At 68.7% G+C, this 22679-nt stretch carries 20 protein-coding genes and 3 tRNA genes; 16 read left to right on the forward strand and 7 right to left on the reverse strand.

The window, feature by feature from the left end:
* Positions 1-168 precede the first annotated feature (168 nt).
* Together OP498_RS07700 and OP498_RS07705 are read right to left on the reverse strand one after the other, a co-directional pair.
* A tRNA-Thr gene (locus OP498_RS07700) sits at positions 169-244 on the reverse strand.
* 41 nt (positions 245-285) lie between these two features.
* Positions 286-1101 carry an acyl-CoA thioesterase II gene (locus OP498_RS07705; protein ID WP_280553147.1) on the reverse strand — a complete coding sequence of 272 codons (816 nt, stop codon included), beginning with the start codon at positions 1099-1101 and terminating at the stop codon, positions 286-288.
* 84 nt (positions 1102-1185) lie between these two features.
* On the opposite strand from OP498_RS07705, the gene tadA reads away from it, so the two are divergent.
* A complete protein-coding gene (gene tadA / locus OP498_RS07710; protein ID WP_280553209.1) occupies positions 1186-1656 on the forward strand; it encodes a tRNA adenosine(34) deaminase TadA in 471 nt (156 codons plus the stop codon).
* Positions 1657-1689: 33 nt separating this feature from the next.
* Here the strand turns inward: tadA and mltF are convergent, their stop codons facing one another.
* Positions 1690-3153, reverse strand: a complete 1464-nt coding sequence (gene mltF, locus OP498_RS07715; RefSeq protein WP_280553148.1) for a membrane-bound lytic murein transglycosylase MltF — start codon at positions 3151-3153, stop codon at positions 1690-1692.
* Between the two features lie 156 nt (positions 3154-3309).
* Between mltF and purL the strand changes: the two genes are divergently transcribed.
* Positions 3310-7302, forward strand: coding sequence for a phosphoribosylformylglycinamidine synthase (gene purL / locus OP498_RS07720; RefSeq protein ID WP_280553149.1), 3993 nt, complete (start codon positions 3310-3312; stop codon positions 7300-7302).
* Positions 7303-7374: 72 nt separating this feature from the next.
* Here the strand turns inward: purL and OP498_RS07725 are convergent, their stop codons facing one another.
* A complete protein-coding gene (locus OP498_RS07725; protein ID WP_280546152.1) occupies positions 7375-7587 on the reverse strand; it encodes a hypothetical protein in 213 nt (70 codons plus the stop codon).
* Between the two features lie 108 nt (positions 7588-7695).
* Here OP498_RS07725 and OP498_RS07730 point away from each other — a divergent pair, with 108 nt between their 5' ends.
* The 7 genes from OP498_RS07730 to nadA all read left to right on the forward strand — a co-directional run bounded on the left by OP498_RS07730 (position 7696) and on the right by nadA (position 13839).
* Complete coding sequence (locus tag OP498_RS07730) at positions 7696-9495, forward strand: DEAD/DEAH box helicase family protein (protein WP_280553150.1); 1800 nt, start codon at positions 7696-7698, stop codon at positions 9493-9495.
* 200 nt (positions 9496-9695) lie between these two features.
* Positions 9696-10580, forward strand: a complete 885-nt coding sequence (locus OP498_RS07735) for a ScpA family protein (RefSeq protein WP_280553210.1) — start codon at positions 9696-9698, stop codon at positions 10578-10580.
* Positions 10577-11434 carry an SMC-Scp complex subunit ScpB gene (scpB, locus tag OP498_RS07740; RefSeq protein WP_280553151.1) on the forward strand — a complete coding sequence of 286 codons (858 nt, stop codon included), beginning with the start codon at positions 10577-10579 and terminating at the stop codon, positions 11432-11434. Before OP498_RS07735 ends, scpB begins: the two co-directional genes overlap by 4 nt.
* Complete coding sequence (gene rluB / locus OP498_RS07745) at positions 11431-12288, forward strand: 23S rRNA pseudouridine(2605) synthase RluB (protein ID WP_280546149.1); 858 nt, start codon at positions 11431-11433, stop codon at positions 12286-12288. The genes scpB and rluB overlap by 4 nt, the downstream gene beginning before the upstream one ends.
* A 79-nt stretch (positions 12289-12367) precedes the next feature.
* Positions 12368-12443 (forward strand) — tRNA-Lys (locus OP498_RS07750).
* Positions 12444-12473: 30 nt separating this feature from the next.
* Positions 12474-12549: transfer RNA gene (locus OP498_RS07755), tRNA-Lys, on the forward strand.
* Positions 12550-12810: 261 nt separating this feature from the next.
* Positions 12811-13839, forward strand: coding sequence for a quinolinate synthase NadA (gene nadA / locus OP498_RS07760; protein ID WP_280546148.1), 1029 nt, complete (start codon positions 12811-12813; stop codon positions 13837-13839).
* A gap of 109 nt (positions 13840-13948) precedes the next feature.
* Here the strand turns inward: nadA and OP498_RS07765 are convergent, their stop codons facing one another.
* Positions 13949-15451, reverse strand: coding sequence for a M48 family metalloprotease (locus tag OP498_RS07765; RefSeq protein ID WP_280553152.1), 1503 nt, complete (start codon positions 15449-15451; stop codon positions 13949-13951).
* A 143-nt stretch (positions 15452-15594) separates the two neighbouring features.
* Between OP498_RS07765 and OP498_RS07770 the strand changes: the two genes are divergently transcribed.
* Together OP498_RS07770 and OP498_RS07775 are read left to right on the forward strand one after the other, a co-directional pair.
* On the forward strand, positions 15595-15843 hold the full coding sequence (locus tag OP498_RS07770) for a sulfurtransferase TusA family protein (RefSeq protein ID WP_280546145.1): 249 nt from the start codon (positions 15595-15597) through the stop codon (positions 15841-15843).
* Positions 15840-16940: an AI-2E family transporter gene (locus OP498_RS07775; protein WP_280553153.1), complete on the forward strand. Its 1101-nt coding sequence runs from the start codon at positions 15840-15842 to the stop codon at positions 16938-16940. Before OP498_RS07770 ends, OP498_RS07775 begins: the two co-directional genes overlap by 4 nt.
* Before the next feature lie 51 nt (positions 16941-16991).
* Here the strand turns inward: OP498_RS07775 and OP498_RS07780 are convergent, their stop codons facing one another.
* Entirely contained in the window at positions 16992-17465 is a 474-nt protein-coding gene (locus OP498_RS07780) for a peroxiredoxin (protein ID WP_280553154.1), read from the reverse strand.
* Between the two features lie 190 nt (positions 17466-17655).
* On the opposite strand from OP498_RS07780, the gene dapA reads away from it, so the two are divergent.
* Genes dapA through purC form a run of 4 tightly spaced genes read left to right on the forward strand, consistent with a single transcriptional unit; the run spans position 17656 to position 21104 of the window.
* Positions 17656-18540 (forward strand): 4-hydroxy-tetrahydrodipicolinate synthase, encoded by an 885-nt coding sequence (dapA, locus tag OP498_RS07785; protein WP_280546141.1) that lies wholly within the window; start codon positions 17656-17658, stop codon positions 18538-18540.
* 47 nt (positions 18541-18587) lie between these two features.
* Complete coding sequence (locus tag OP498_RS07790) at positions 18588-19556, forward strand: outer membrane protein assembly factor BamC (protein WP_280553155.1); 969 nt, start codon at positions 18588-18590, stop codon at positions 19554-19556.
* Complete coding sequence (locus OP498_RS07795) at positions 19556-20350, forward strand: MBL fold metallo-hydrolase (protein WP_280553156.1); 795 nt, start codon at positions 19556-19558, stop codon at positions 20348-20350. The genes OP498_RS07790 and OP498_RS07795 overlap by 1 nt, the downstream gene beginning before the upstream one ends.
* A gap of 40 nt (positions 20351-20390) precedes the next feature.
* Positions 20391-21104 carry a phosphoribosylaminoimidazolesuccinocarboxamide synthase gene (gene purC / locus OP498_RS07800; protein ID WP_280553157.1) on the forward strand — a complete coding sequence of 238 codons (714 nt, stop codon included), beginning with the start codon at positions 20391-20393 and terminating at the stop codon, positions 21102-21104.
* Between the two features lie 176 nt (positions 21105-21280).
* On the opposite strand, the gene tsaA is transcribed toward purC, so the two are convergent.
* Entirely contained in the window at positions 21281-22024 is a 744-nt protein-coding gene (tsaA, locus tag OP498_RS07805) for a tRNA (N6-threonylcarbamoyladenosine(37)-N6)-methyltransferase TrmO (protein WP_280553158.1), read from the reverse strand.
* A 93-nt stretch (positions 22025-22117) separates the two neighbouring features.
* Here tsaA and OP498_RS07810 point away from each other — a divergent pair, with 93 nt between their 5' ends.
* A complete protein-coding gene (locus OP498_RS07810) occupies positions 22118-22675 on the forward strand; it encodes a GNAT family N-acetyltransferase (RefSeq protein ID WP_280553159.1) in 558 nt (185 codons plus the stop codon).
* Positions 22676-22679: the final 4 nt, after the last annotated feature.

Raw genomic sequence — 22679 nt, forward strand, 5'->3', positions numbered from 1 at the left:
TTTAGGCTAGAGTTGCATGCAACTGGAAGGGAAAGTCCTGGCATGGCGGTCCGAGCGGAGAAGCAGAGCGGCGCTCCGATGGGCGCTGCCTGCTTGCCGCCTGAACAGGCCGACACGCGAAACGGCCACTGCCTCGATGAGCCAAGTGACCGTTTCTTCAGGAATTTCTGGTGCCGCAAAGCGGAGTCGAACCGCTGACCTACGCATTACGAATGCGTTGCTCTACCAGCTGAGCTATTGCGGCGCAGGGGCATGGTAGCGCCGCTCAGGGCCCGATGCCAGGCGTCAGCGGCGCAGCCGGGTCAGCCCCTCCTGGGCGCTGGAGGCGACCAGCCGGCCCTGGCGGTCGTAGATGCTGCCGCGGGCGAAGCCTCGTGCCCCGCCGGCCCAGGGGCTGTCCATGTCGTAGAGCAGCCAGTCGTCGACCCTGACGTCATGGTGGAACCAGAGGGCGTGGTCGAGGCTGGCGATCTGCAGCTGCGGGTCGCGGAAGTCGATGCCGTGGGGCACCAGGGCGGTGGTCAGCAGGTTGAAGTCGGAGCTGTAGGCGAGCAGATAGCGGTGCAGCGCCTGGTCATCGGGCAGCTCGCCGACCAGCCGGAACCAGAGGCGCTTGCGCGCCGGTCGGCCCGCCTCGGCCTCGTCGCCCAGGTGCAGGAACTCGATGGGATGGCCGGGGAAGCGTTCGAGGCGGGCATCGCCGTCCGCCAGCGTCTCGGGCGGGGCGACCTCGGGCATGGCAGGCTGGTGGGCGATGCTCTGCTCCTCGCCGTGGAAGGAGGCGCTGCAGAAGAAGATCGGCCGCCCCTTCTGGATGGCGGTGACCCGGCGGGTGGTGAAGCTGCCGCCATCGCGCACCGCGTCGACCTGGTAGACCACCGGGCGATGCGGGTCCCCGGGGCGCAGGAAGTAGCCATGCAGGGAGTGGGTGCGGCGCGCCGGGTCGACGGTCTGGCTGGCTGCCGAGAGCGCCTGGCCCAGCACCTGCCCGCCGAACAGCTGGGGCAGGCCCAGGTCCTGGCTGCGGCCGCGGAACAGGTTCTCCTCAAGGGCCTCCAGGCCGAGCAGGTCCACCAGGGCGTTCAGGGCATCGGGCTTCATCGTTCTCCTCCGGAGCGATGGCGTGCCGGCCATCGCTACCATACGATCGTCTGAGTGCCATCCAGTCTACGGGAGTTCATGACAGTGCGCAGCGACGAGTTCTACATGCACCGGGCGCTGGATCAGGCCCGGCGGGGGTTGGCAGCCGGCGAGGTGCCGGTGGGTGCGGTGGTGGTGGACGCCGCGGGCGAGATCGTCGGCGCCGGCTTCAACGCCCCGGTCGGGGAGCACGACCCCAGCGCCCATGCCGAGATTCGTGCCTTGCGCGATGCCGGCGAGCGGCTCGGCAACTACCGGCTGGACGGCAGCACCCTCTTCGTGACCCTGGAGCCCTGCCTGATGTGCACCGGGGCGATCATCCATGCCCGCCTGGCGAGGGTGGTCTATGGCGCCGCCGAGCCGCGCAGTGGCATGGCGGAATCGAAAGCCAACCTCTTCGCCCAGCCCTGGTACAACCACCGAGTTTCGGTGGAGGGCGGGGTGCTGGCCGGCCGCGCCGCCCGCCTGCTGCGGGATTTCTTCGCCGCGCGCCGCGACGGCCTGGAGAACGACTGAGGCCGGAGTCCACTGACTACCGGAGTCCATTGACTAGAGGACGGGCGGGACCTGCTCGAACAGTGCGCCGTCGTCCTTGTCGGGCAGGCGCGCATTGAGTTCGTAAAACTGCTCCTGGCTGCGGTCCAGGTAGGCCAGGATCTCGTAGTAGCGGCGGATGTTGCGCACATAGATCACCGGCTCGCCGCCGCGGGCATAGCCGTGGCGGGTCTGGCTATACCACTCGCGCTCCTGGAGCAGTGGCAGGGCCTCGCGCACGTCGCGCCAGCGATCGGGGTCGTCGCCGCGCTGCTCGGCGATCTTGCGGGCATCGTAGAGATGGCCGAGGCCGACGTTGTAGGCGGCCATGGCCATGAACAGGCGGTCGTCACCGGTGATCGATGCCGGCAGCCGCTCCTCGAGGCTGCGCAGGTAGCGAGCGCCGCCGTGGATGCTCTGGGCGGGGTCGAGGCGATTGTCGACGCCGAGATCACCGGCGGTCGCATTGGTCAGCATCATCAGCCCGCGCACGCCGGTGGGCGAGGTGGCTGCGGGGTCCCAGTGCGACTCCTGGTAACCCACGGCGGCCAGCAGCTTCCAGTCGAAGCCGGAGTTGCGGGCGGCCTCGCGGAACAGTTCGGTGTAGGGCGGCAAGCGCTTGCGGGCTTGCTGGATGAACGTGCGTGCGCCGACATACTCGAGGTAGTCGTCGTGGTCGAAGTAGCTGGCCACCAGGGCGTCGAGTTCGCCGTCGCGGCGCAGGTCGTCGAGGAAGCGGTTGGCGGCGTTGACCAGCCCCAGGCCCCGTCCAGCGGGGAAGGCCCAGGCCAGGGAGAGCGGCTTGCCGAGGGTGAAACCATCCTCGACCTCGGGGAAGAACAGCCGGTTGAGGCGGAACTGGCGCTCGAAGATCACCGCGGCATCCAGGGTGCCGCGGGCCACCTGGCCAAGCAGCTCGGCCACTTCCAGTTCGCTGGATTCCTTCCAGCTCAGCCCAGGATGCTCGGCCTGCAGCTCGCGCAGCACCCGGTCGGTCCCGGATCCGCGCAGGGTGCCGATCTCCAGCCCCTCGAGCTCGGCGATCTTCTCCGGCGGGTTCAGGCCGCGGCGATAGACCAGCAGCGGCTGCAGCAGCATGATCGGTCGGCTGAAGATCAGGCCGTCCAACGTCGGGTCCAGGGGCAGGGCGGCGGCGCCCAGGTCGCCTTCCTCGCGCACGGCGTCCAGCACGCCCTGGATATGATGGTCGGCATCCAGGGTCAGGCTGACCCCCAGGTGGTTGGCGAAGCGCCGCATCAGCTCGTATTCGAAGCCGGTAGGTCCCTGGCGCCCTTCGTAGTAAGTGGTGGGGGTGTTGCGGGTGTGCACGCTGAGGAAGTCGCGCGCCAGCACCTCCCTCAGGTGCTGGCCCTCGGGGATACCGGAACGCCCGGGCAGCAGCGCCAGCAGGAGGGCGCTGCACAGTAGGGCGGCCCGGCGCCACTGGCGCCGGGTAGGGTCAGTCGGGAATGCGAGCATGTGGGCGATGTGCGGCGATGAGACCCACAACCTTAACCAGCCCGCGAGCGGCTGTCACCTACGCCGATTTCTCGCATCCGGCGCTTTCCAGTAACATGTGCGCTCATTGCCGCCGGCCGCGGCCCCGAACTCTCCCTGTTTCAGAGGTTCCAGGATATGCTCGAACTGCGAGGCGCGCCCGCCCTATCTGCTTTCCGTCATGCCAAGCTGCTGGACGCCCTGCGCGCATCCGTTCCCGAGGTCGAGTCCCTGCACGCCGACCATGTCCACTTCGTCGACCATGACGGCGACTTGGGGGACGACGAGCGGCGCCTGCTGGAGCAGCTGCTCGACTACGGCCCCGAGCGACATAACGAGAGCCCCGCGCGACAGGACCAGAGCCGTGCCGAGGGCCAGTTGTTCCTGGTGGTGCCGCGCATCGGCACCCAGTCGCCCTGGTCCTCCAAGGCCACCGACATCGCCCGCAATTGCGGGCTGGCCAGGGTGCGGCGCATCGAGCGCGGCATCGCCTACCGGGTGAAGGTCGCCGGCACCCTCGCCGAGGCGGCCTTCGAGCAGATCCAGGCCGCCCTGCACGACCGCATGACCGAGAGCGTGCTGGCCGACGCCTCCGACGCCGCCAAGCTCTTCGCCCACCACGCGCCGGCGCCGCTGGGCAGCGTCGACCTGCTCGAGGGCGGCCGCGAGGCGCTGGTCACCGCCAATACGGCACTGGGGCTGGCGCTGGCCGAGGACGAGATCGACTATCTGGTCGAGGCGTTCCACGACCTGGGTCGCAACCCCACGGACGTCGAACTGATGATGTTCGCCCAGGCCAACTCCGAGCACTGCCGCCACAAGATCTTCAACGCCGACTGGGTGGTCGACGGCGAGGCGCAGAGCCACTCGCTGTTCGGGATGATCAAGCACACCCACGCGTGTTCTCCCGGGGACATCCTCTCCGCCTACAGCGACAACGCCGCGGTGATCCGGGGCGCTGAGGCGCCGCGTTTCTTCCCGGCACCGCTCACCGGCAAGGACGGCGAGCGCGCCGTCTATGGTAGCGCCCTCGAGCCGATCCAGATCCTGATGAAGGTGGAGACCCACAACCACCCGACGGCCATCGCACCGCACCCGGGGGCGGCCACTGGCGCCGGCGGCGAGATCCGTGACGAGGGCGCCACCGGCATCGGCGGCAAGCCCAAGGCGGGCCTGACCGGCTTTACCGTCTCCAATCTGCGCATCCCCGAGTTCGTGCAGCCCTGGGAGGCCTTCGACTACGGCAAGCCCGAGCGCATCCAGTCGGCGCTTGCGATCATGCTTGAGGGGCCCATCGGCGGAGCCGCCTTCAATAACGAGTTCGGCCGCCCGAATCTCGCCGGGGTCTTCCGCACCTACGAGCAGGACGCCCTGGGGCACGACGGCATCGAGCGCCGCGGCTACCACAAGCCGATCATGCTCGCCGGCGGCTACGGCAATATCCGTGACGGTCACGTCCAGAAGGGCGAGATCCCGGTGGGCGGCAAGCTGATCGTGATGGGTGGCCCGGCGATGCTGATCGGCCTGGGCGGCGGCGCGGCCTCCTCCATGGCCTCGGGGGCCTCCAGCGCCGACCTGGACTTCGCCTCGGTGCAGCGCGGCAACCCCGAGATGGAGCGCCGCGCCCAGGAGGTCATCGACCGCTGCTGGGCGCTGGGTAGCGAGAATCCGATCCGCTTCATCCACGATGTGGGCGCCGGCGGCCTCTCCAACGCCTTGCCGGAGCTGGTCAAGGATGGCGAGCGCGGCGGCCTGTTCGATCTGCGTGCCGTGCCCAACGCCGAGCCAGGCATGAGCCCGTTGGAGATCTGGTGCAACGAGGCCCAGGAGCGCTATGTGCTGGCGGTGGCGCCGGAGGACCTCGACACCTTCGAGGCGCTGTGCGAGCGCGAGCGCTGTCCCTATGCCGTGGTGGGCGAAGCCCTCGAGCCCCACCACCTGGCGGTGACCGATGGCCACTTCGAGAGCCAGCCGGTGGACCTGCCGATGAGCGTGTTGTTCGGCAAGCCGCCGAAGATGACTCGAGAGTTCCAGCGCCAGGCTAATACCCTCTCCGGGGTGATGCTCGACAACCTCGATCTGCGCGAGGCCATGGACCGGGTGCTGCGTCTGCCCGCCGTGGCCTCCAAGAGCTTCCTGATCACCATCGGCGACCGCTCCATCACCGGCCAGGTGGCCCGCGACCAGATGGTCGGCCCCTGGCAGGTGCCGGTAGCCGACGTGGCCGTGACCACGGCGAGCTTCGACACCCATGCCGGTGAGGCCATGGCCATGGGCGAACGTCCGCCGGTGGCGCTGATCGACCCGGCGGCCAGCGCGCGCCTGGCGGTGGCCGAGGCCATCACCAACCTGGCCGCCGCGCCCATCGACAAGCTCGGCGACATCAAGCTCTCCGCCAACTGGATGAGCGCCGCCGACCACCCGGGCGAGAACCAGGCGCTGTATGACGCCGTCCAGGCGGTGGGCATGGAGCTCTGCCCGGCGCTGGGCATCGCCATCCCGGTGGGCAAGGACTCCATGTCCATGCGCACCGCCTGGCAGGAGGAGAGTGGCGCGGAAGACGGGCAGGCCGAGGAGAAGAGCGTCACCTCGCCGCTGTCGCTCTCCGTGACCGGCTTCGCGCCGGTCAGCGACGCCATGCAGACCCTGACCCCGCAGATCAACCTGGAGCAGGACGAATCCGACCTGCTGCTGATCGACCTGGGCGGCGGCCGGAACCGTCTGGGCGGCTCGGCCCTGGCGCAGGTCTATGGCCAGGTGGGCAACGAGTGCCCGGACCTGGACGACCCCGAGGACCTCGAGGCGTTCTTCGCGGTGATCCAGGGGCTCAATGCCGAGGGCACGCTGCTGGCCTACCACGACCGCAGCGACGGCGGCCTGCTGGTGACGCTGCTGGAGATGGCCTTCGCCGCCCATGCGGGCCTCGAGATCAAGCTCGACTGGCTGATCGACGAGCCCGTCGACGCCTTCAACGCGCTCTTCGCCGAGGAGCTCGGGGCGGTGATCCAGGTGAACCGCCAGCACACCGAGGCGGTGCTGGCCCAGTTCGCCGCTGCCGGCATCGAGACCTGCGGCGTCATCGCCCGGCCGCGCTACGACGACCAGGTGCGGGTGACCCTCTTCGAGGAGCCGCTGCTGGAGACCACCCGGCTGCTCGCCGAGCGGACCTGGGCCGAGACCAGCTACCGTCTGCAGGCGCTGCGTGACAACGCCGACTGCGCCAAGAGCGAGTTCGACGGCCTGCTCGATGGCCGCGACCCCGGGCTCTCCGCTCAGCCGACCTTCGATGTCGACGATGACATCACCGCCCCCTATCTTGAGGCACCCCAGGTCCAGGCACCCCAGGTCAACACGGCCCGCCCGGCGGTGGCGGTGCTGCGCGAGCAGGGCGTCAACGGCCAGCTGGAGATGGCCTGGGCCTTCGACCGGGCCGGCTTCGAGGCCGTGGACGTGCATATGAGTGACATCCTGGAAGGGCGTATCGACCTCGAGCCGTTCAAGGGCCTGGTGGCCTGCGGCGGCTTCTCCTACGGCGATGTGCTGGGCGCTGGCGGCGGCTGGGCCAAGTCGGTGCTGTTCAACCCCCGCGCCCGGGAGCAGTTCGCGGCTTTCTTCGAGCGCGACGACAGCTTCTCGCTGGGGGTGTGCAACGGCTGCCAGATGCTCGCCCAGCTCAAGGAGCTGATCCCCGGCGCCGAGGCCTGGCCGCGCTTCGTGCGCAATGAGTCCGAGCAGTTCGAGGCCCGGGTCTCCATGGTTCAGGTGGAGAAGAGCCCGTCGATCCTGCTGGCCGGCATGGAGGGCTCGCGCCTGCCCATTGCCGTGGCCCACGGCGAGGGCCGCGCCGAGTTCCGCGACAGTGCCCACCTGCGCGGCATCCAGGGCAGCGGCCAGGTCGCCCTGCGCTTCCTGGACAACCATGGCCAGGTGACCACCCGCTACCCGGCCAACCCCAACGGCTCGCCCTCCGGCATCACCGGCCTGACCACCCCCGACGGCCGGGTCACCATCATGATGCCTCACCCCGAGCGGGTGGTACGCGCGGTGACCAACTCCTGGCGTCCCGCCGAGTGGACCCAAGATGGCGCCTGGATGCGCTTGTTCCGCAACGCCCGGGTCTGGCTGGGCTGAAATGCTCGCCCTTCGAGAACCCACGACGCCCGGGCCATGGCCCGGGCGTCGTGGGTAAGGGGGTGGATAGCGTCAGGTGGCGTCGTCGTCCGTGGCTTCCTCGCGCTTCAGCTGGGTCTCGAGGTCGTCGAGAAGATGACGGAACTGGCTCTGGAAGTGGTCGAAGCGGCCGAAGTCGTGGCCGCAGCCATCGCAGTAGACGTGATACTGATCTTCACGACCCGGTGGGAATCGTTTCTCGCGGCTGCCGCACTTGGGGCATTCGGGGCTGGTCTTCACTTTCATAGAGGTGTCTCCTGTCTCGGCAAATGGCGTTCCAGTCGTCCCATTACCCTTCTAGATACCATGGCTGTCCCGGTACGGGTCAAGTCGCGTCCTACTCGAGGAGCTTGCATGACCGCCGCACCGCCCAGCCTTCGGCCCTACCAGCAGCAGGCGGTGCGCCGTGTCGTCGAGCATTTCCGCGGCGCCGACGACCCGGCGGTGGTGGTGCTGCCTACCGGCAGCGGCAAGTCGCTGGTGATCGCCGAGCTGGCGCGCCTGGCGCGGGGGCGGGTGCTGGTGCTGGCCCACGTGCGTGAACTGGTGGAACAGAACCACGCCAAGTACCTGGCCTACGGCCTCGAGGCCGACATCTTCAGCGCCGGCCTGGGGCGCAAGGAGGCCGGGCGCCAGGTGGTGTTCGGCTCGGTGCAGTCGGTGGTGCGCAACCTCGAACGCTTCGCCGCGCCGGACCACCCGCGCGGCCCCTTCACCCTGCTGGTGGTCGACGAGTGCCATCGGGTGTCGCCGGCGGAGGACTCGAGCTACCGCCAGGTGATCGACCAGCTGCGCGCGGCCAACCCGCGGCTCAAGATTCTCGGCCTCACGGCGACCCCCTATCGACTCGGCCAAGGGTTCATCTATTACCGCCATCACCATGGCATGGTGCGCGGCGAGGCGGACGCCTTCTTTCGCGACTGCGTCTTCGAGCAGCCGCTGCGGCTGATGGTCAAGCAGGGCTACCTGGCCGAGCCCCGGCGCGTCGACGCCGCGCTTTTCAAGGATGGACAAGAGCTGCGCTACGACTTCTCGGCCCTCGCCCCGGGCTCCAGCGGGCTCTTCCGCGAGGAGGAGCTCAACCGGGTGGTGGCGGGTCACCGCGCGACGCCGGGCATCATCGCCGAGGTGGTCGAGCACGCCCGGGAGCGCCAGGGCGTTATGCTCTTCGCGGCAAGCGTGGCTCATGCCGAGGAGATCCTCGGCTACCTGCCGGTGGGCGAGGCGGCGCTGGTCACCGGCGAGACGCCCTCCGTCGAGCGCGAGCGGCTCATCGCCGCCTTCAAGGCGCGTGAGCTCAAGTACCTGGTCAACGTGGCGGTGCTGACCACCGGCTTCGATGCGCCCCACGTGGACCTGATCGCCATCCTGCGCCCCACCGAGTCGGTGAGTCTCTACCAGCAGATCATCGGGCGCGGCCTGCGCCTTTCGCCGGGCAAGCGCGACTGCCTGATCCTCGACTATGCCGGTAACCCCTGGGACCTCTATGCCCCGGAGGTGGGATCGCCGAAGCCGACCGGCGACAGTGAGCCGGTGCAGGTCGAGTGCCCCGCCTGCGGTCACGCCAACCTCTTCTGGGGGCGGCGAGACGGCGAACTGGTGATCGAGCACTTCGGGCGTCGCTGTCAGGGGCTGGTGGAGGACGAGCGCGGCAAGCGCACTCAGTGCGACTTCCGTTTTCGCTTCAAGGTGTGCCCCGAGTGCGGCACCGAGAACGATATCGCCGCCCGGTGCTGTCACGGCTGCGAGACCCTGCTGGTGGACGCCGACGACAAGCTCAAGGAGGCGCTGCGCCTGCGCGATGCCCGGGTGCTGCGGGTCGCCGGCATGCAGCTCGAGGCCACCGTCAACGGCCGGGGGCTGCCGCGGCTCAAGGTCACCTACCACGACGAGGACGGTGCCACCCTGTCGGAGTGGTTCGCCCTGGAGACCCCGGCCCAGCGCGGCGCCTTCGCCGCGGCCTTCCTGCGCGAGCACCTGCGTGCCCCGGGCGTGCCCTTCCGTCCCACCTCCCCCGAGGAGGTGATCGCCGAGCGCCACCGCCTGCGCCACCCCGACTTCGTGGTGGGCCGCAAGGTGGGCCGCCACTGGCAGGTGCGCGAGAAGCTCTTCGACTACACCGGGCGTTACCGCAAGGCCAGCGAGGTGGAGTAATAGAAGAAGGAGGCAGGCATTGTCGCCGGGGAAGTCCCGAGCGTTCACGTCAGTCAGAGTGTCAGAACTGTCTCCGGCGCCGCGCTCTTGCTAGACTGCCCCGTTGATCCTGCGTCCCCGGAGAGGCACGCCGCGTGAGCGCCACCCCCGATACCGCCACCCCCCAACAGACCGATGCCGCGGCCGGCCACGCCGAGGTACTGGGGCGGCTGTTCGATGAGCCGATCACCCAGCTGCCGGAGGATCTCTATATCCCGCCGGAGGCGCTGCGCATCTTCCTCGAGGCCTTCGAGGGGCCGCTGGACCTGCTGCTCTACCTGATCCGCCGCCAGAACCTGGATATCCTGGCCATCGATGTGGCCGCCATCACCCGCCAGTACATCGAGTACGTGGAGCTGATGAAGGCCATGGAGATCGAGCTGGCCGGGGAGTACCTGCTGATGGCGGCCATGCTGGCCGAGATCAAGTCGCGCACCCTGCTGCCGCGCCCGCCGAAGGAGGGCGGGGACGACGAGGAACAGGACCCGCGGGCCGAGCTGATCCGCCGCCTGCAGGAGTACGAGCGGCTCAAGTACGCTGCCGAGTCGCTGGCCGAGTTGCCGCGGCTGGGGCGCGACTGGTTTCCGGCGCGGGCCATGCTGCCGCCGCTGGAATCCCGGGTGATCCACCCCGACGTGGGGCTCGACGAGCTGCTCGGGGCCCTGGCCGGCATCCTGCGCCGCGCCGAGCTCAATCAGGCCCACCAGATCAGCCGCGAGGGGCTCTCGACCCGGGAGCGTATGCTGGCGATCATGGAGCGCCTGGACGACGAGCACTACACTGCCTTCGAGACGCTGTTCACCCTCGAGGAGGGGCGGCCCGGGGTGATCGTCACCTTCATGGCGATCCTCGAGCTCGCCAAGGAGGCGATGATCGAGATCGTGCAGAATGCCCCGCTCTCGCCGATCCATGTGCGCGCCAGGGCCGCCCGGGACGAGGGGCCCGAGGAGGCGTTCCTTGAGGAAGAAGGCGGCGAGAGCGCCTTCGATGACCGTCCCGTGGATGGCTGTCCTGTCGTTGACCCAGAGGGAAGCGACCCGGCATGACCGCTATGGAATTTCCCGATGCCCTCGACGAGATCCTCGAGGCGGCGCTGCTGGCCGCCGGGGAGCCGCTGGGGCTGGAGCGCCTGGAAGGGCTGTTCGACGACCACGAGCGCCCGCCGCGGCGCGCCCTGCGCGAGGCCCTGGAGCGCCTGGGGGGCCGCCATGAGCGGGGCGCCATGGAGCTGATCGAGACCGCCTCGGGCTATCAGCTGCGCATCCGGCCGCGACTCTCGGCCTGGGTCTCGCGGCTGTGGGATGAGCGGCCCCAGCGCTACTCCCGGGCGCTGCTGGAGACCCTGGCGCTGATCGCCTATCGCCAGCCGGTGACCCGTGGCGACATCGAGGAGGTGCGGGGTGTCACGGTGAGCGGCTCGATCATGCGCACCCTGCTCGACCGCGGCTGGATCCGCGTGGTGGGTCAACGCGACGTGCCGGGGCGACCGGCGGTCTTCGCCACCACGCGAAGCTTCCTCGACGATTTTGGCCTCAAGACCCTCGACGAACTGCCGCCGATGCATGAGCTCAGGCACTTCGAGGAGCCGATCCTGGAGGAAGAGCCGCCGCCTCCCCAGCACGAGCTGCTGGCCCAGGCGGACGAGCAGGTCGATGACTCGCCCGAGGCAGGTGAGGCAGAATACCAGGCGTCGCCCGAGGCGGGCGGCGAGGTGGCCCCGCAGGCCACCGACCCGACGGCCGGGAAGGCCGACGATGACCACGCCGGGACGGCGTCCGAGCGGGCAGGGCTGAGCTTCGCTGATCTGGAGGCCCGCCTGTCCGAACGTGCCCGGGGCCGCGTCGACGATGACGCCGCCCCGGGCACGGAATCCACACCCAGTGAGAATGACGACCGATGAGCACTACCAGCGAGAAACTGCAGAAAGTCCTGGCCCGTGCCGGGCTGGGCTCGCGCCGCGAGATGGAAACGGCCATCGCCGATGGCCGGGTCAAGGTCAACGGCAAGGTGGCGACCCTGGGCGACCGCATCGAGATGCGTGACCGGGTGGCCGTCGATGACCGCCCGGTGACCCTGCGTGGCGCCGAGGAGGTGCCGCGCCGGGTGATCATGTACAACAAGCCCGAGGGCGAGCTGTGCACCCGCAAGGACCCGGAAGGACGGCGCACTGTCTTCGATCGCCTGCCGCGCCTCAAGGGCGAGCGCTGGATTGCCATCGGCCGCCTAGACATCAACACCAGCGGCCTGCTGCTGTTCACCACCGATGGGGAGCTGGCCAACAAGCTGATGCATCCCTCCACCGAGGTGGAGCGCGAATATGCCGTGCGCGTGATGGGCGAGGTGAAGAAGGAGCAGGTGGTGGCCATGGTCGAGGGCGTGATGCTCGACGACGGGCCGGCGCGCTTCACTGACGTTCAGGAGTTCGGCGGTGAGGGCATCAACACTTGGTTCCACGTGGTGATCATGGAGGGTCGCAACCGCGAGGTGCGACGCCTGTGGGAATCCCAGGGGCTCACCGTCAGCCGCCTCAAGCGGGTGCGCTACGGCAACATCTTCCTCGACAAGCGGACCAAGGCCGGTGAGTGGGTGGAGCTTTCCCAGGACGAGATCGATGACCTGTCGGCGACGGCCGGCCTGGCGGTTCGCAAGGTGCCGGAGTTGACCCCGGATGAGAAGAACCGCTGGAGCCGGGACAAGCACAAGCGCCGGCCGGTGCAGGCCATGCGCAAGCCCAAGGCCCAGCGCGGGCGCTGAGCTGCGACCAAAGGCAAAAACCGCTTGCCATCACGGGGGCAGATCAGTAGTATCTGCCCCCGTTCGGAAGGGTCGGAAGGGGTCGTTAGCTCAGTTGGTAGAGCAGTTGGCTTTTAACCAATTGGTCGTAGGTTCGAATCCTACACGACCCACCATCCGAGCCTGTATGCTTGCCCGCAAGCACCGGGTCGTTAGCTCAGTTGGTAGAGCAGTTGGCTTTTAACCAATTGGTCGTAGGTTCGAATCCTACACGACCCACCAGATTCGCGCCCCCGCCTCCCCGTGAGGCGGGGGCGCTCTGCGTCCGGGGGGCATGATGCCTCTCCCCGGCAGCCCCCGGCAGAGACTTTCCTCGCCTGAAACGAACAATCGCCGGACAATCTGGTCTAGAATGACATTGGGTCGGCCATCGCGAGAGACGCAGCGGTTGACCCTCTGGCGTGTTGCCCCGTGCGGAGTGCACGAGCGGCGGCACCTGGTGTAACGCAGGGGGAGCCCCTGCCGGTCACAGTGGTAGACACGATGACGATCATGACTTCCCGTGCCGATCTGCGCGAGCAGCTCGCACGCACCTACTGCCCCACCCGCATTCCCGCCGAAGACGAGGCGCGCATCGAGGAGATCAAGCGTCTGCTCGAGGCCAACAATGCCGTGCTGGTGGCGCATTACTACACCGACGATGCCATCCAGCAGCTGGCCGAGGAAACCGGCGGCTGCGTGGCCGACTCCCTGGAGATGGCCCGTTTCGGCGCCCGCCACGAGGCCGACACCCTGGTGGTGGCCGGCGTGCGCTTCATGGGCGAGACCGCCAAGATCCTCTCCCCGGAGAAGCGAGTGCTGATGCCTACCCTGGAGGCGACCTGCTCGCTGGACGTGGGCTGCCCGGCCGACGAATTCGGCGCCTTCTGCGACGCCCATCCCGAGCGCACCGTGGTGGTCTATGCCAACACTTCCGCGGCGGTGAAGGCGCGCGCCGACTGGGTGGTGACCTCCTCAATCGCCGTGGACGTGATCGAGCACCTTCAGGCGCGCGGCGAGAAGATCCTGTGGGCTCCGGACAAGCACCTGGGCGGCTACATCCAGAAGCAGACCGGCGCCGACATGCTGCTCTGGGATGGCGCCTGCATCGTCCACGAAGAGTTCAAGGCCCAGGGCGTCGAGGACCTCAAAGCACTTTATCCCGATGCCGCGGTGCTGGTGCACCCGGAGTCGCCGGCTGCGGTGGTCGAGCTGGCCGACGTGGCGGGCTCCACGTCACAGCTGATCAAGGCGGCGAAGGATCTGCCCCATGACAAGCTGATCGTGGCCACCGACCGCGGCATCTTCTACAAGATGCAGCAGGCGGTGCCCGAGAAGACGCTGTTCGAGGCGCCCACCGCCGGTGACGGCGCGACCTGCAAGAGCTGTGCCCACTGCCCCTGGATGGCGATGAACGCCCTGGATAACCTGGCCGGCGCGCTGCGCGAGGGAACGGGGGAGGTGTTCGTCGACGACGCCCTGCGCCTGGCCGCCCTCAAGCCCCTCGAGCGGATGCTCAACTTCCAGCGCTAGGCTTCGCCTAGCGCTGGAGCTGGAAGAGCGGCGCTTCGCGCCTGGAAGCTTGAAGCGGGAAGAAAGACCTTGAACCTATAGGTGCTGCCTTCCAGCTTGCTCCTTGCAGCTAGAACTTCTCCAGCGTCTCCCGATAGCCGATGAAGTCTTCGCGACGCTGCTCGATTTGGCTGGCGGCGGCGTTGTCGCCCTCGCGCTCGGCCACGTCCTTCGCCACCTCGAGCTGGCGGATGGCGCGGTCGATGCGACCGGTGAGCTGCAGTTGCTCGGCACGGGCCAGATGGCCCCAGGCCTCGTGACCGCTGCGGCCGGCGGCCTCGGCGAGCAGCGTGAACGCCTGCGGGTCCTCGGGGCGGGCGTCGGCCAGCTCACGCAGTACGCGATAGGCCTCGTCGGGATCGCGCTGCAGCAGCGCCTCGCCCAGCAGCCGGCTTGCCGGCGAGTAGTCCGGCATCAACCGCAGCTGACGACGGCTGCGCGCGATGGCCTCGTCGACGCGGCCGGCCTCGAAGGCGATCTGGGCCGCCGAGGCCGGCAGCATCGCCAGGTCGGGCTGTGACCGGGCCAGGGCGTCGAGCGCGTCCAGCGCCTGGTCGGTGCGCCCGGCGCGGCCATCGATCAGCGCGGCCAGGTAGCGGCGGGCTGCCTCGGGCGCCTGGTCCTGGGCCAGGCGGGTGGTGGCCTGCTGCGGGTCGCGGTCGTGGATCGTCAGCAGCGCCCGGGCCCTCACCAGCTGGTAGTGAAGGTCTCCGTCACGCGGCGCCGTCACCGAGACCTGGTCGGCGCGGGCCTGGGTATCGCTGATGCGCGACTCGGTCACCGGGTGGGTGAGCAGGAACTCCGGGGGATTGCCCCCCTGCAGGCTCATCATGCGCTGCATGGCGCGGAACATCTCGACCATGGCGCCCGGTTCATAGCCGGCGTCTGCCATGGCCTGCAGGCCCACGCGGTCGGCCTCCTGCTCGAAGCGCCGGGAGTAGCTCAGCTGGTCCTGGATGAAGGCCGCCTGTGAGCCCATGGCGGCGGCGATGCCGGCATCGCCACCGCCCCCGGCGGCGATCAGCATGCCGGCGAGCATGGCCGCCATCGCCGGGATCTGGGTCTGCTCGGCGCGGGCCTGGCCGCGTGCATAGTGGCGCTGGGAGAGATGGCCGAGTTCGTGGGCGACCACCGAGGCCAGCTCGGCCTCGCGTTCGGCGAAGGCAAACAGCCCGGCGTTGACGCCGATCACTCCGCCAGGCACGGCGAAGGCATTGAGCAGGCGGCTCTCCACCAGGGTCACGGCAGTGCGGGCGTCTCCCAGGTCGCTGTGGGGCAGCAGGCGGGCCACCAGCGACTCCACGTAGTCCTGGGCGATGGCATCCTGCCATTCGGGGGCGCGGGCGCGGAACTGGCGCAGCCAGGCGCGGCCCAGGCGGTACTCCTCGCCGCTGACGGCCTGGCTCCCATGGCGGGTCAGGCTGGGCAGCCCGTAGTCGCCCCCGGCCGCGACCGCCGGGCTTCGTGTCAGGCCGGGTGCTTCATAGCGGCCGGGGGACTGGGCCTGGGACGGCAGGGAGAGCGCCAGGCTCAGGGCGCAGGCGGTGAGGTAGGTTCCGGTTCGACGCAGCATGGCCGTCCTCGTCAAGGGGAGCGCAAGGGGTGGCAGGTATCCTGGTCTGACATTGATTTGGCCTGCAAAGTGCCTTTAAATCGCAGGGACTTGCGTGCGGGCCCACGGCCGGCACGTGCCACTGCATCTTCCCGGGAGACACCATGGCGCTGCAACCCGATGACCTGCTCGATGCCCGCGGTCTTCCCTGCCCTCTACCGCTGCTCAAGGCCAAGCAGGCGCTGTCACGCCTCGCGCCTGGCCAGCTGCTGGAGGTAATGGCTACCGATGCGGGCTCCTGGCGCGACTTCGAGACCTTTGTGGCCCAGAGCGCGCACCAGATGCCGGCCAGGGAAGAGCGCGGTGACGTCTATCACTACTGGATCTGCAAGGGCGAGGGGCGGCCTTCATGAGCCTGAGGTCGGTCTTCAGGCGCTGGATGGATCACTACTTTTCGGACGAGGAGGCGGTGATCCTGCTGGTGGTGCTGGTGCTGGGCTTCACCGCGGTGATCCTGTTCGGGCGCATGTTGGCGCCTTTCCTCATCGCCCTGGTGGCCGCCTTCCTGCTGCAGGGGCCGGTGAGCTGGATGGAACGGCGCAGGATGCCGCGCCTGCTGGCGGTGTTCGTGGTGTTCCTTGCCTTCATCGGGGTGCTGCTGGCGCTGGCCTTCATTCTGATGCCACTGATCTGGAACCAGCTGGTGGGGCTGGTCCAGGAGGCGCCGCGGATGTTCGCCAGCGGCCAGCGCTTGCTGGATGATCTCCAGGCACGCTATCCCAACTTGGTCACCCCCGACCAGATGCAGAACTGGATCGACGTCGCCGGCCGCCAGGTGACGCAGCTCGGCCAGCGCGCTCTGACCCTGTCGCTGGCCTCGCTGGGCAACGTCCTGACGCTGATCGTTTACCTGATCCTGGTGCCGATCCTGGTGTTCTTCATGCTCAAGGACCGCGACCGCCTGGTGGGCTTCACCACATCGCTGCTGCCCCAGCGGCGCGAGCTGATGACCCGCGTCTGGGAGGAGATGGACGACCAGATCGCCAACTACGTGCGCGGCAAGTTCATCGAGATCATCATCGTCGGCACCGTGGCCTTCTTCACCTTCGCCTACTTCGGGCTCCCCTATACGGCGCTGCTGGCGGTGGTGGTGGGCCTCTCGGTGCTGGTGCCCTATATCGGCGCGGCGGTGACCACCCTGCCGGTGGCGGCGGTGGCCGGCTTCCATTTCGGCCTGACGGACGAGTTCCTCTATGTGCTGGTCGCCTATGGCGTACTGCAGGCCCTGGACGGCAACGTCCTGTCGCCGATCCTGTTCTCCGAGGCGGTCAACATCCACCCGGTATCGATAATCCTGGCGATCCTCTTCTTCGGCGGGATCTGGGGCTTCTGGGGGGTCTTCTTCGCCATCCCCCTGGCGACCCTGCTCAAGGCGCTGGTCTACGCCTGGCCGCGAGGCATCAAGCAGCGCCACTTGCATGAGTCGGCCGAGACGACCGTCGAGCCGTGAGCGCCCCGGGGCGAGGGCGGTCGTCCGCGCGGACCGACAGGAGAGAAGGGCTCAGCCGGCGTGCAGGGCCTGGGCGGCGCCCAGCACCTCCTGGGCATGGCCCTTGACCTTGACGCCGCGCCACTCGAGGGCGAGCTTGCCGTCGGCATCGATCAGGAAGCTGCTGCGCTCGATCCCCAGGTGCTCCTTGCCGTAGAGCTTCTTCAGCTTGATGACGTCGAAGAGCCGGCAGAGCGACTCGTCCTTGTCGGAGATCAGCGGGAAGTTGAAGCCCTGCTTGGCCTTGAAGTTCTCCTGGGCGCGGAGGCCGTCCCGGGAGACGCCGAGGATCACGGTATTGGCGGCGTCGAAGGCCTCCTTGCGGTCGCGGAAGTCGCCGCCCTCGGTGGTGCACCCGGGGGTGCTGGCCTTGGGGTAGAAGTAGACCACTACCTGCGTCCCCTTCAGGTCGGCGAGGGTGAGGGTAGTGTCGCCGGTGGCAGTGGCGGTGAAGTCCGGAACGGGCTCGCCGGGACTGACGCTCATGGTCGTGCTCCTGTCGTGGGTGAGGGAAGGCGTCCCGATTACACGCAACCCGTGGCGAACTGTAAAGTCGCGGCTGTACAGGCTCCCGAGGCCTGAGTACCATTTGGCCCTTGGCACCGGGGTAGGCTCCGGGGCGTTGCCCGAGGTCCGAGAGGCCGAGAATGCAGGCGAATCGAGAGGAATCGAGAGGATGATCACTGGCAGTATTGTCGCGCTGGCGACGCCGATGAAGGTCAACGGCGATATCGACTGGGAGGCCTTGCGCCGCCTGGTGCACTTTCATCTCGACAACGGCACCGATGCGATCGTGGCGGCCGGCACCACCGGCGAGCCGACCACCATGTCGTTCGCCGAGCATTTCGATGTCATCCGCACCGTAGTGGAGGAGGTGAGCGGACGCATTCCGGTCATCGCCGGCACCGGCTCCAACAATACCACCGAGGCGGTGCAGCTGGCCCGCTATGCCAGCGAGGTCGGGGCGGACTGCTGCCTGACCGTAGCACCCTACTACAACAAGCCCACCCAGGAAGGGCTCTACCGGCACTTCAAGGCCATCGCCGAGAGCAGCGACCTGCCGGTGATCCTCTACAACGTGCCGGGGCGCACCTGCTCGGACATCTATAACGAGACCGTGCTGCGCCTGGCCGATGTCGACAAGATCATCGGGCTCAAGGACGCCACCGGCAACCTGGAACGCGCCGAGGATCTGATCGCGCGCCTCAGGGGCAGCGGCTTCATGCTCTATTCCGGGGATGATGCCACCGCCTGCGACTTCATGTTGATGGGGGGCCATGGCGACATCTCGGTGACGGCCAACGTGGCGCCGCGGGCCATGCATGAACTGTGCAGCGCTGCCGTGGCCGGGGATGCCGACCGGGCCCACCAGATCAACACCCGCCTGATGCCACTGCACACTAACCTGGGGATCGAGTCCAACCCGATTCCGGTCAAGTGGGCACTGTACCGCATGGGTCACCTCGAGCCCGGCATCCGGCTGCCGCTGACCTGGCTCTCCGAGAAGTACCACTCTACCGTCAGCGAGGCCCTGCAGCTGGCGGGCCTGATCGACGATTGAGCGGTGCCTGGCACCGCACCCCGCACAACTCTAGGCAAGGTGGACGCATGAACTCTGCGCTGAAATGGATGCCGCTGGTGGCGGTGCTCGCCCTGGCCACGGCCGGCTGTGCCCGTGATGGCTTCTACCATGACCGCAACCTCGACTACGGCGAGGCCGAGGAGAACGCGCCCTTGGTGCTGCCGGAGGGCCGCAATGCCGAGCGCTACCGGGATACCATGCCGGTCCCCGAGGTGAGTGGCACGCGGCCCGCCGAGGATGGCGTGGTCGAGGCACCGCTCCCCCAGGCCCTGTCGCCCGGGCGCAGCATGGAGCGAGGCTATGTCGAGCGTCGCGCGGTCGGCGACGAGCGCTGGCTGGTGGTGGGCGCCGAACCGGCAACGGTCTGGCCGGAGCTCGAGCGCTTCGTGCGCAGCCGCGGCCTGACCATCACCGCCAGCGACTCTCGCCGCGGCATCCTGGAAACCGACCAGGCCAGGATCAGTGTCCGCCCGGCGCTGCGCAGTGGCGACAGCGAGATTCGCTGCGAGCAGGGCGGGAGCACCCAGGCCGCCTGCCTGACGGCGCTGGAGCGCCACTTCGAGGCACGCAGCATGTCGTCGAGCGCCGCCTCGCTGGCCGCCCAGCGGCCCGATGCCCAGAATCGTGCCCGGTTCGAGCAGCGCGGTGACGACTGGCAGGTGATCCTGCCCTTCGAGGCGGACCGTCTGTGGGCCGAACTCAGCCACCAGCTGGAACTCGACTTCGCGGTCGAGGGGCGTCGCGAGCTGCTCGAGCGCGACCCCGCGTCGCGCAGCTTCCTGGTGGGATACCTGACACGGAGCGAGCGAGAGCGAGGTTTTTGGCGCTCGCTTGCGACCCTCAACCTGGGTGAGGAGCCGCAGCAGGTGCGCCTGGTGCTGGAGGCTCTTGGTCCCGAGGAGACCGTATTGACAGCCCAGAGTGCGAGTGACGGCGAGCTCTCCACCGAGGACCAGCGCGAGCTGCTCGAGCGGGTGGCAGGCCTGTTGCGCTGATGAGCAGCATGGTGCCGGGTGGGGGCGGGTGCCTCTCCTTCGCCTCCCTGGGTAGCGGCAGCAAGGGCAACGCCACCCTGGTCAGCGACGGCGAGACGCACCTGCTGGTCGACTGCGGCTTCACCCTGCGCGAGACCGAGCGCCGCCTGGCCCGCCTGGGGCTGCATCCCCGCCAGCTCGATGCCCTGCTGGTGACCCACGAGCATGGCGACCATGTGCGTGGCGTCGGCCCCCTGGCCCGGCGCCATGGGATGCCGGTCTATCTGACGCCGGGGACCTGGCTGTCGAGTCGGCTCGGCGAGCTGCCGTGCCGCCACTGGATCACCCCCCAGGCCCGGTTCGCGGTCAAGGGGCTGACCATCGATCCCGTCACCGTGCCCCACGACGCCCGGGAGCCGGTGCAGTTTCGCATCGCCGCGGGCGAGCGGTGCCTAGGTCTGCTCACAGACCTGGGACATCCCAGCGCGCATGTGGTCGAGGCCTTCGCCGGCTGCGACGGCCTGGTGCTGGAGTGCAACCATGACCCGCGGATGCTCGCCGAGGGGCCCTATCCCGCGAGCCTCAAGCGACGGGTCGGCGGCGACTGGGGGCACCTGGCCAACGGCCAGGCGGCCTGGCTGCTGGCCCGGCTGGGGCTCGATCGCCTGCAGCGCATCGTCTGCTCCCACCTATCCGACCACAACAACCGCCCCGAGCTGGCCCTGGAGGCCCTGGTGCCGCTGCTCGACGGCGACGAATCCCGGCTGAGGGTCGCCGCCCAGGACGCTGGCCTGGTCTGGCAGACCCTCGGCTGAACGACCATCCTGATCCGTATCCGCGCCTCTGGAGGCTCCCATGGAAAAGCGCCAAGAACTCTATGCCGGCAAGGCCAAGTCGGTCCATGCCACCGATGACCCCGATCGCCTGATCCTGACCTTCCGCGACGACACCAGCGCCTTCGATGGCGAGCGCATGGAATCGCTGGCCCGCAAGGGCATGGTCAACAACCGCTTCAATGCCTTCATCATGGAGACGTTGCAGGCGGCGGGCATCCCCACCCATTTCGACCGGCGCCTCTCCGACACCGAGAGCCTGGTGAAGCGGCTCGAGATGATCCCGGTGGAGTGCGTGGTGCGCAACATCGCCGCCGGCGGCCTGGTCAAGCGTCTCGGCGTGGAGGAGGGCCAGGTGCTCGACCCGCCCACCTTCGAGCTGTTCCTCAAGAACGATGCCCTGCACGACCCCATGATCAACGAGTCGCTGGCCGAGACCTTCGGCTGGGCGAGCCCCGAGCAGCTGGCCGAGATGAAGGTGCTCACCTTCCGGGTCAACGAGGTGCTCAAGGCGCTGTTCGCCGAGGGTGGCCTGCTGCTGGTGGACTACAAGCTGGAGTTCGGCCTGTTCAAGGGCGAGATCGTGCTGGGCGACGAGTTCTCCCCGGACGGCTGTCGCCTGTGGGATGCAAAGACCCGCGAGAAGCTCGACAAGGACCGCTTTCGCCAGGGGCTGGGCGGCGTGATCGAGGCCTACGAGGAGGTCGGGCGGCGCATCGGCATCCACTTCTCTTGAAGACGCACTGATTCATTGCTGCGCTCGATATCCTGACCGCCGGCGGTGCCGAGGCGTCGGACCGTCGCCATCCTCATGTAGCAGGCTACATTCCGGTGGCTGTGCTCCGGCGGCGGCCAGCCTCTCATCGCTCGCAACATGAATCAGCACATCTTCTTGCCATATGTGTCCTCTGTCTAAATCGACGCGATCTGGACGACCTCCAGGCGCGTCTCGCCCGTGGCGTCGATGCGGGCCTGGAAGCGCACATCCACGTCGCGCAGCCGGACCCCGTAGACCCGCGCCTCGGCGCCGCTGCGGTAGGCGGGGCGCGGGTCCTGGGCCAGCACCTGGCGAATCAGTTCACTCAGCGCGTCACCGTCGGGGCGCTCGGCCAGCACGGCCTCTGCCTCGGGCGAGAGGCTGACCGCCAGGGTCGGCGGCGGTTCGGGGGCGAAGCCGGCGTGGGCCTCGGGGCGGGCCTCCGCCCAGGGAAGATAGGGCTTGATGTCGAGTACCGGGGTGCCGTCGACCAGGTCGGCGCCGCGAAGCCGCAGGCGTACCCCGCGGGTGGTGTCGATGTCGACCAGCTCCACCAGCGACAGCCCCAGGCGGTTGGGGCGGTGGGTGCTGCGACTGGCGAAGACCCCCACCCGGGTGTTGCCGCCGAGGCGAGGCGGGCGCACCAGCGGGGTCCAGCGCGCCGGGTCGGGCTGTTCGGGACTGAGGTGGAAGACGAAGGTCAGCCAGAGGTGGCTGAAGGCCTCCAGGCCGCGCACCGCCAGCGGGTCATCGAAGGGCGGGACCAGCACCAGGGACGCCCGGGCCGCCGTTGCCAGCCCCGGCTGGCGCGGGATGCCGAACTTGTCCGGGAAGTCGCTCTCGATGATGCCGATGGGCGTCAGATGGAAGGCGTCGAGTGGGGCGGGGAGATCGTTCATGGCATATCCTGACAGTGTCCACCTACAGGGCTTGGCCCCGCGGCGTGGCTTGGGTAGTCTGCTGGGTCGATCATCATCTCAGGAAGGTCTCGCATGCGTCTTGCCGACATCGATAACGGTCCCGCGCCGGCCGAGCCGCCGCCCTTCGGGCATCGCCGTGGTCCGCGCATCGTCTATCGCACGGCCCGGGTCCGCGACGCCGCCGACCAGGCCGAGGTCTTCCACCACGCCGTGATGCAGGGGGCGGCGGGACACTACTCGCTGGCCGAGCGCCAGGCCTGGGCGATGGCGCTGCCCCGGGATGGCAGTGCCTGGGCGGCGCGCCAGGCGCTCTACACCACCCTGGTCGCCGACTGCGAAGGCCGCTGCGTGGGGTTCCTGGAGCTGGACATCCCCCGCGGGCGGATCGAGACCCTCTATGTCTGGCCGTCGCTGGGCCGGCGCGGGATCGGCTCGACCCTGCTGGTGCATGCCGAGCGGATGCTGCTGGAACAGGGCGTGACCCGGGCCGCCATCGAGGCCAGCGCCATGCTGGTCGATGGCCTGGTGCACCGCGGCTGGCAGCGGCTGGGCGACGACTGGGTCGAACGCGGCGGCGAGCAGCTCTACCGCCAGCGGCTCGAGAAGCGGCTGGTCGCGGTCGAGACCTGAGGGG

The organism is Halomonas sp. 25-S5, from assembly GCF_029889845.1.
Taxonomy (GTDB): Bacteria; Pseudomonadota; Gammaproteobacteria; order Pseudomonadales; family Halomonadaceae; genus Halomonas.